Source organism: Brevibacterium sp. Lmc1 (genome assembly GCF_057654315.1).
This window is the reverse complement of record NZ_CM172803.1, coordinates 4,196,525-4,204,155: the sequence shown is the minus strand read 5'-3', so window position 1 is coordinate 4,204,155 and position 7,631 is coordinate 4,196,525. Positions and strand designations below refer to the sequence as shown.

8 protein-coding genes are annotated in these 7,631 nt (G+C 59.4%); all 8 read left to right on the top strand.

Features of this window, described 5'->3' with window-relative positions:
- The first annotated feature begins 315 nt into the window (after nucleotides 1-315).
- The 8 genes from rpmH to AC239G_RS18760 all read left to right on the top strand — a co-directional run bounded on the left by rpmH (nucleotide 316) and on the right by AC239G_RS18760 (nucleotide 6,461).
- On the top strand, nucleotides 316-453 hold the full coding sequence (gene rpmH, locus AC239G_RS18795) for a 50S ribosomal protein L34 (protein ID WP_039211706.1): 138 nt from the start codon (nucleotides 316-318) through the stop codon (nucleotides 451-453).
- Between the two features lie 2 nt (nucleotides 454-455).
- Nucleotides 456-821 (top strand): ribonuclease P protein component, encoded by a 366-nt coding sequence (gene rnpA / locus AC239G_RS18790; protein WP_139467604.1) that lies wholly within the window; start codon nucleotides 456-458, stop codon nucleotides 819-821.
- The gene (yidD, locus tag AC239G_RS18785; RefSeq protein WP_248283866.1) at nucleotides 805-1,161 is read left to right on the top strand and encodes a membrane protein insertion efficiency factor YidD; all 357 of its coding nucleotides are present in this window, start codon (nucleotides 805-807) and stop codon (nucleotides 1,159-1,161) included. The genes rnpA and yidD overlap by 17 nt, the downstream gene beginning before the upstream one ends.
- 132 nt (nucleotides 1,162-1,293) lie before the next feature.
- The gene (gene yidC, locus AC239G_RS18780; protein ID WP_139467603.1) at nucleotides 1,294-2,247 is read left to right on the top strand and encodes a membrane protein insertase YidC; all 954 of its coding nucleotides are present in this window, start codon (nucleotides 1,294-1,296) and stop codon (nucleotides 2,245-2,247) included.
- Between the two features lie 8 nt (nucleotides 2,248-2,255).
- The gene (locus AC239G_RS18775) at nucleotides 2,256-2,813 is read left to right on the top strand and encodes a Jag family protein (protein WP_139467602.1); all 558 of its coding nucleotides are present in this window, start codon (nucleotides 2,256-2,258) and stop codon (nucleotides 2,811-2,813) included.
- Nucleotides 2,806-3,504 (top strand): 16S rRNA (guanine(527)-N(7))-methyltransferase RsmG, encoded by a 699-nt coding sequence (rsmG, locus tag AC239G_RS18770; protein WP_139467601.1) that lies wholly within the window; start codon nucleotides 2,806-2,808, stop codon nucleotides 3,502-3,504. The genes AC239G_RS18775 and rsmG overlap by 8 nt, the downstream gene beginning before the upstream one ends.
- A gap of 67 nt (nucleotides 3,505-3,571) precedes the next feature.
- Nucleotides 3,572-4,468, top strand: a complete 897-nt coding sequence (locus AC239G_RS18765) for a ParA family protein (RefSeq protein WP_139467600.1) — start codon at nucleotides 3,572-3,574, stop codon at nucleotides 4,466-4,468.
- Between the two features lie 631 nt (nucleotides 4,469-5,099).
- Nucleotides 5,100-6,461: a ParB/RepB/Spo0J family partition protein gene (locus AC239G_RS18760; protein WP_487489509.1), complete on the top strand. Its 1,362-nt coding sequence runs from the start codon at nucleotides 5,100-5,102 to the stop codon at nucleotides 6,459-6,461.
- The last annotated feature ends 1,170 nt before the right edge of the window (nucleotides 6,462-7,631 follow it).

Genomic DNA, 7,631 nt, shown 5'->3' with positions numbered 1-7,631 from the left:
CAGCCCAGTGAATCTCCACACTCGTGGATAAGCTTGTGGAAAACTACATGGGTGTGACTTGTGGACGAGAGTTGGTGACGGAAACGCGAACAGCGATGAATTTCGGGCGAGCGTGACGTGAAACATGCAGATCCCGTTTGACCGGTCCGATTCCGCCTCGCTAAGATGGAGTGTCCTGTGTACCGGGCTTCATCCGATTATCCTGATTATCTTTTGGCTCTTATGCACAGGAGTGCTCGGCGGTCGAGACTCGCACCGCCGTTTTTTGTGAGAACGCACCGGCGTTCACCCGCAACCTAGAAATCGGAGACTGAAGTGAGCAAGCGTACATTCCAGCCCAATAACCGTAAGCGCGCCAAGAAGCACGGCTTCCGTCTGCGTATGCGCACCCGCGCGGGCCGCTCGATCCTGGCTGCACGTCGTCGCAAGGGACGTTCCGACATTTCGGCCTGAGCATGCTTGACGCGGCACATCGGATCCGCAGCGGCGAAGACTTCAGACGAATCTTCAGAGCCGGGGTCCGGGTGCGCACAGAGCATCTCATGGCGCACAGCCTGAGAGACACCGATGATACCCACGCTGCACGCGTGGGTTTCATCGTATCCAAGGCCGTCGGAAATGCCGTGGTGCGCAACCGCACCAAACGCCGCCTGCGCGAGATCATGCGTGCGCGACTCGGAGAGCTGAGAGCAGGAGATCTGTTCGTCATCCGGGCACTGCCGCATGCCGGACAGGCCGACTTCAGCGTTCTGTCCGCCGAGGTCGACGAGCTGCTGGTCAAGGCAGAGAAGAAGCTGGAACGTCGTGGACGCCGAGCATGATCTGAAGCATGTCTCCGAGGTGCCCCGCCGGCCGGCAGGTTTCTGGCCGACACTCGGCTGGATCGTCCTGATCGGACCGAGGATGCCGTTCGTCTGGTTCATCCGCGCCTATCGGATCGTGATCTCGCCTCTCTACGGCCAAGTGTGTCGCTACTATCCCAGCTGCTCCATGTACGGTCTCGAGGCGTTCGAGATACACGGAGTTCTCAAGGGCGTGGTGTTAACTGGGTGGCGCATACTGCGGTGCAATCCGTGGTCGCACGGAGGTGTCGACCATGTGCCGGGCTCGGCGCGGGAGGCCAGGTCGAAGACCATCCACCGCGGTCAGGCACACACCTGAATATATTGAACTTGCAGTCCGCGCACGAGCGTGAAGAAGCGGACTGCCTCGGGGCACACGTCGTGTCGCGCAGACCTGTGAACAATGGCAAAATGAACTTCGCGCAAGAATCGGTGTAACGAGGAGAACTGAATGGACTGGATGGACAAGCTGCTCTACCCGCTGCAGTGGGTAGTTGCTTGGATCCTCGCGATCTTCCACGAGATCTTCACCGCAATCGGTCTCCCGGCCGACAGCGGTTGGACCTGGGTGCTTTCGATCGCCGGACTGACCGTGGTCATCCGTGCTCTCCTCATCCCTCTCTTCGTCTACCAGATCAAGTCGCAGCGCAAGATGCAGTTGCTGCAGCCGGAGATCCAGCGCCTGCAGGCGAAGTACAAGGGCAAGAAGGACCAGTACTCCCGCCAGGCCATGGCCGAAGAGCAGATGGCGCTGTTCCGTGACAACAAGACGAGCCCGTGGGCATCATGTCTGCCGCTGCTCGTGCAGATGCCGATCTTCTTCTCGCTCTTCCGCGTCATCCACAACATGCCGAAGGTCGCCTCCGGTGACATCGGAGCCATCGGCGGTTTCACACAGCAGTTGGCGATCCAGGCCGAGAACTCCTCGATCTTCGGCATCCACCTCTCCGAAACTTTCACAAGCCCGGGATTCGCAGTCAAGCTGCTGACTGGTGTGCTCATCGTCGTCATGGCCGCCACCATGTTCATCACCCAGAAGCAGATGATGGCGAAGAACATGTCGGAGTCGGCGATGGCCAATCCGATGATGCAGTCGCAGAAGATGCTGCTCTACGTGATGCCTCTCGTCTTCGGCATCGGCGGCATCTACTTCCCGCTCGGTGTCCTCATCTACTGGTTGGTCTCGAACACCTGGACGATGGCCCAGCAGCACATGGTCATCCGCAACATGCCCGCTCCCGGCTCGAAGGCCGAGAAGGAGATGCTTGAGCGCAAGGCTCGCAAGGGCAAGACTGTGAAGCAGGATGAGCTCAAGGGTTCGACCGTCACCGAGGAGGCCCCGAAGAAGAGCGGCCAGCGGCAGCAGCCCGTGAGCAAGAACCGTAAGAAGAACAAGAAGCGCTGAGGACAGACATGACCGAAGAGAAGATCGACGAGACCTCCGAACAGACACCGGAAGAGACTCCGGAGGACACCTCGCCGAAGCCGAGCCGTGCCGAACTCCTCGAAGAAGAGGGCGAGATCGCCGCGGACTACCTCGAAGAGCTGATGGATCTGGCCGACATCGACGGCGATATCGATATCGACGTCGCCGACGGCCGTGCGCAGCTGTCCATCGTCTGCGAGGACGACGAGGACTCTAACCTGAGCACCCTGGTCGGCCGCGAGGGCCGCACCCTCGGTGCGCTGCAGGAACTCAGTCGTCTGGCGGTGCAGACCCAGACCGGTCAGCGCTCGTGGCTGATGCTCGATATCGACGGTTTCCGCAACAGCCGTCGCGAAGAGCTGATCAAGAAGGCCAAGCGCGCGATCGCCGAAGTCAAGGACGGCGGCGAGGAGTTCGCGTTCAAGCCGATGAACAGCTTCGAGCGCAAGATCATCCATGACCAAGCAGCTCGTGCCGGCCTGGTCTCGGAGTCCGAGGGTGAGGGCGACGGTCGTCACGTCGTCATCCGGCTCGCCGATGACTGATCAGCCCGAGAACGACCCCGAGCTTTCGACCGAGGCAGAGCTCTCGACCGAGTCGACGACAGCGGAGATCGAGACGCCTCCGGCTGGCACTGAAGAGTACTTCGGTACGGCTTACCCTGCCGCGCAGCGGTATGCCGAGCACCTGGCCACGACCGGAATCGAGTGGGGTCTCATCGGACCGCGCGAGGTCGATCGACTGTGGACCCGGCATATTCTCAACTGCGCTGTGGTTGCCGAACACATCAATGATGATGATGTCGTCGGTGATGTCGGCAGCGGTGCCGGATTGCCAGGTATTCCGATCGCACTGATGCGCCCCGAGGCGAAGATCGTCCTCATCGAGCCGATGGAACGCCGCGTCGAATGGCTGACCATGGTCGTCGACGATCTGGGCCTGAAGAATGTGCGAATCGTGCGAGCACGCGTCGAGGAACTCGTCGACGAGGAGATGTTCACGGTCGTCACCGCACGCGCTGTCAAGGCGATGACGACTCTCATCGAATGGACCCGCGAGGTGATCAGCCCCGGGGGCCGGATCCTCGCCCTCAAAGGAGCTTCCGTCGAAGGCGAGCTGGTCAAAGCGAAGAAACTGATCAAGCGGTATCGACTGTCCCAACCTCAGATCCACGTCGTTGATGGCGGCGGCATCCTCGAGGTCCCGAGTCGTGTCGTCGAGATCGTCAAGAAATAGTACGAAGTAGAGTTGGTCTAGGCTGGATGAGAGCCTTGTGAAACCGATGGATGATGGAGTGCGCCCTATGCCGATCATGGATGAGTCGTCTCCCATTGGTGCCGCGATTGCACGGGACAACCGGCGAGCGGATCGACTGTCGCAGACAACCTTTCCACGGCCGGACTCGACCCGTATCTTCACGATCGCGAACCAGAAGGGTGGCGTCGGAAAGACCACGACGGCGGTGAACATCGCAGCGGCCCTGGCCAATCAGGGGCTCAATGTGCTGCTCATCGACATCGATCCGCAGGGAAACGCGAGCACCGCCCTGGGCATCGACCACTATTCCGAGGTCACGAGCATCTATGACGTCCTCATCGATGACGTTCCCATGCGCGAGGCGGTGGCGCAGTGTCCGGACTTCGACACTCTCAAATGCGTACCGGCCACCATCGACCTCGCCGGCGCGGAGATCGAACTCGTGTCTCTCGTCGCACGTGAACAGCGACTGCAACGTGCCCTGGGCATCTACCTCAAGGAGGAGGAAGCAGCGGGAGACCGCGTCGACTACATCATCATCGACTGCCCGCCCAGCCTCGGTCTGCTGACGGTGAACGCTTTCGTGGCCGCTCGCGAGGTCCTCATCCCGATCCAGTGTGAATACTACGCACTCGAGGGCCTCAGCCAGCTGCTGAAGAACATCCAGCTCATCCAGAAGCACCTCAATCCCGAATTGGCGATCACGACGATTCTGCTGACGATGTATGACGGACGGACGAACCTCAGTGCTCAGGTCGCTGAGGATGTGCGCACTCACTTCCCGGAGCAGGTCCTCGGTACTGCCATTCCGCGTTCGGTGAGGATCTCCGAAGCACCGAGCTATGGCCAGACCGTGATCTCATATGACCCGCATTCCAGCGGTGCCCTGTCCTATCGGGAAGCCGCCGAAGAAATTGCGAATCGAGGAGTAAGTCGTGGCTGAACGCAAAAAGAGGGGCCTGGGGCGCGGACTCGGAGCATTGATTCCCGACGCGAACTCCAATGATCGTCCGGTCGATGTGTTCTTCTCCGGAGGGAACTCGGAAGACGGCAAACGCGAGAGCGAGACGAAGACGTCACGCACTGCGCGCACGGACCCAGCGGCGTCGATGCAGTCGTCCCGACGACGCAAGCCGAAGGCATCCGGGACGACTCGATCGCCGTCCACGACTTCCGGGGCAGATACTGAGACTGAGGCGGCTGCCTCGAAGACAGCATCTTCGAAGGCCGGGTCGGCGAAGGCCGGGGCGACAAAATCGGGAACGGCCAAAGCTGCGTCGTCCACGTCGTCCAAGAACTCTGGTTCCAAGCCCGCGGGTTCGAAGTCGACCGCCACTAAGTCGACTACGTCTAAGTCGACAGGGACGAAGACGACAGCCTCCAAGACGACGGGAACGAAGGCATCGACGGCGAAGTCGAGCGCACCGAAGACGAGCGCACCGAAGGCAGCCGGGACCGGTTCTTCCAGAACTTCCGCTGCCGCCGAATCGACGGCGTCTAAGTCGAAGTCTGGGTCTTCTGCTCAGTCGCGGTCCGGTTCCTCCTCTGACTCCCCAGTTGAAAGCCCAGAGAAGGTGTCTGCAGCGCCGAAGAAGACGACTCGGAAAACCTCATCCCCCGATGCGGTTTCTGACGCAGCAACGGGCTCAGGCGATGTCGAGACTCCGGCGGCGAGTTCGTCTGCTGATTCCACTTCGGTTCAAGTGGCTGACAATGAAGCTGTTGACGTGAGTTCTGACCTCGTCAATGACTCTCAGGTCCCAGAGGCCACTTCGGCAACTGCATCGGCATCGTCGGCCGAGGATGATGTTCGAGAAACGCATCCCGGCGTATACACGTCATCTGGGCGAAGCCATGCTGACAACGAGGCGGATGAAGAAGGTCAGTCCGGACTCAGCGGAGTTGACGAGCATGTTGCTACTACGAATGTAGTCGAATCAGAGGCAGTGGATGCCCTAGACGAGACCCGTCCGGCGGCGGCCTCGGAATCAGAACCTTCGACAGCTTCCGAATCCGATAGCGGGACGAGCAGTTCAGCTTCAATCGGACAGCCGGGTGACTCCGACACCGTAGAGACTGCCGATGAGGGCGAACTCGACGATTTCGAAGGTGTCGAGTCGATTCCGGATACCGAATTCGGTGAGATCGATGTCGATCTCATCGATGCGAACCCCAGGCAGCCGCGAACGGTCTTCGATGAAGATCTGCTGGCGGAATTGGTCCACAGCATTCGTGAGATCGGTGTCCTTCAGCCTGTCGTAGTCAGGCAGAAGCCGAGCGACCGCTCGCGCTTCGAGCTCATCATGGGTGAGAGGCGTCTTCGCGCGACGAAGGACGCTGGTCTGTCGACGATTCCGGCAATCATCCGGTATGTCGAAGATACAGACCTTCTCCGTGATGCGCTTTTGGAGAACCTGCATCGTGCAGAGCTCAATCCGCTTGAAGAGGCAGCGGCTTATGGCCAGCTGCTCGAGGACTTCGGGTGTACGCAGGAAGAACTCTCCGAGCGTATCGGGCGTTCTCGTCCTCAGATCTCCAATACCCTGCGTCTGCTGCGTCTTCCTCCTCTGGTGCAGAGACGGGTCGCTGCCGGCGTCATCTCGGCCGGTCACGCTCGAGCGATTCTCGGCCTGCGCGATCCGGAGCATATGGAAGTGCTGGCGCAGCGGATCGTTGCTGAGGGTCTGTCCGTCAGGGCATCGGAAGAAGCTGTCGTGCTGCTCAACCGAGGCGACTCCATCAATGTTTCACGTGCAACGACGAAGGTGGCCCCTGAGTTCATCGCTGTAGCTGAACGTTTGGGTGATCGACTCGACACCAAGGTGAACATCTCCGTTGGCAAACGCAAGGGCAAGCTGAGTGTGGAGTTCGCGAACCAAGAGGACCTCGACCGTATTCTCGGTCTTTTGGGTATCCCGAACGAGGACGCGCTCTGAGCGGCTTGCTCTAGGCGAAGATGGCTTCGGGGTGTTCGCCCCGAAGCCCATTTCCATTATGCGGAACTTGGTTGAGGCCGTCGGATCAATTCAACGCGCCGGTATCCACCATTTCGCTATTGACAGTAATAGGCCACTCTCTCGCTTGTGCAATGGCGTTCACACCGTTTCACGTGAAACGGCGCGACTGTAGGTTCGTTCGCCGTCGGCTCTCCATCCATTGAACGCGGTTGTTGATGGAATTCGAGCTTCTCTGGCAAACAGACGAGATGCATTCAGAAGAAGCCTAGTATGACGGTCCACAGAGGTGACTCGTGCAGCTGCCATGTGCGCCCTGCTGAGCGAGCATGTTCCGCTGTCAAGAGGTGGACTCCAGGAATCCATAGCCTCATTGATGCGGGCAGGTGGCCCGATACCGTGGGATGTGGTCTTCATTGCGAGTGGAACTTTCCTGAAGTCTTGTTTCACGTGAAACAGACGGGACGGATCAGTTGTCGGAGCTTCCCCTGGAGCAGCCGGGTCTTGGTTGCGGATGGCCTGGGATACTTGCTGGAGGGTAGGCATGGCGCGTGTACCGGTCCTTGTTTCACGTGAAACAGGCCGGTGCTATGGCTGCGCAACAGACAGCGCGGCTATCCACAACGACATCCGGGCCCTACTGAGTCTCCTTAGACTCGAACGCGGTATGTTGGTTCTCAAGCGTCTCCGTCACTCTCCGAAGACGCACGGGCTGATTCTCTGTTTCACGTGAAACCGTGTTTGATGCGTCCGGGAGTCTGTGGTGACTAGATAGGTGAAGTGCGATCTGGAACGCTGCTAGGACTGTGATCGCATCAATCGGCTGACGGTGAATCGAGTGGTGATGTGGGATTCTCAGGCCACGCATGTCTCTTCTTGAGAGAACCCATGTCGGAAACATTGAGAGGCATTCAAAGCTCCCCTTCCGCTTCCGCCAGCTCCTTTTCCAGCTGTTGGATTGCCGTTAGCAGGCAGAGTATGGACCACTGTAGCGGCATATTCGGGTTGCGCGGGATAGAGGATCAGCGTGAATACGGATCCGACGGGGGTTGGATATGATCCAGCAAAGTGTTCGCGGGTATAAAGCACCAGGGGTAACGTGCGAGTGGTGTTTCACGTGAAACAGCTGTCAGTCGAATGGCATTCATCAAA

Coding starts and splice junctions, on each gene's coding strand:
- rnpA (WP_139467604.1), top strand. CDS start 456: ATGCTTGACGCGGCACATCGGATCCGCAGCGGCGAAGACTTCAGACGA.
- yidC (WP_139467603.1), top strand. CDS start 1,294: ATGGACTGGATGGACAAGCTGCTCTACCCGCTGCAGTGGGTAGTTGCT.
- AC239G_RS18775 (WP_139467602.1), top strand. CDS start 2,256: ATGACCGAAGAGAAGATCGACGAGACCTCCGAACAGACACCGGAAGAG.
- rsmG (WP_139467601.1), top strand. CDS start 2,806: ATGACTGATCAGCCCGAGAACGACCCCGAGCTTTCGACCGAGGCAGAG.
- AC239G_RS18765 (WP_139467600.1), top strand. CDS start 3,572: ATGCCGATCATGGATGAGTCGTCTCCCATTGGTGCCGCGATTGCACGG.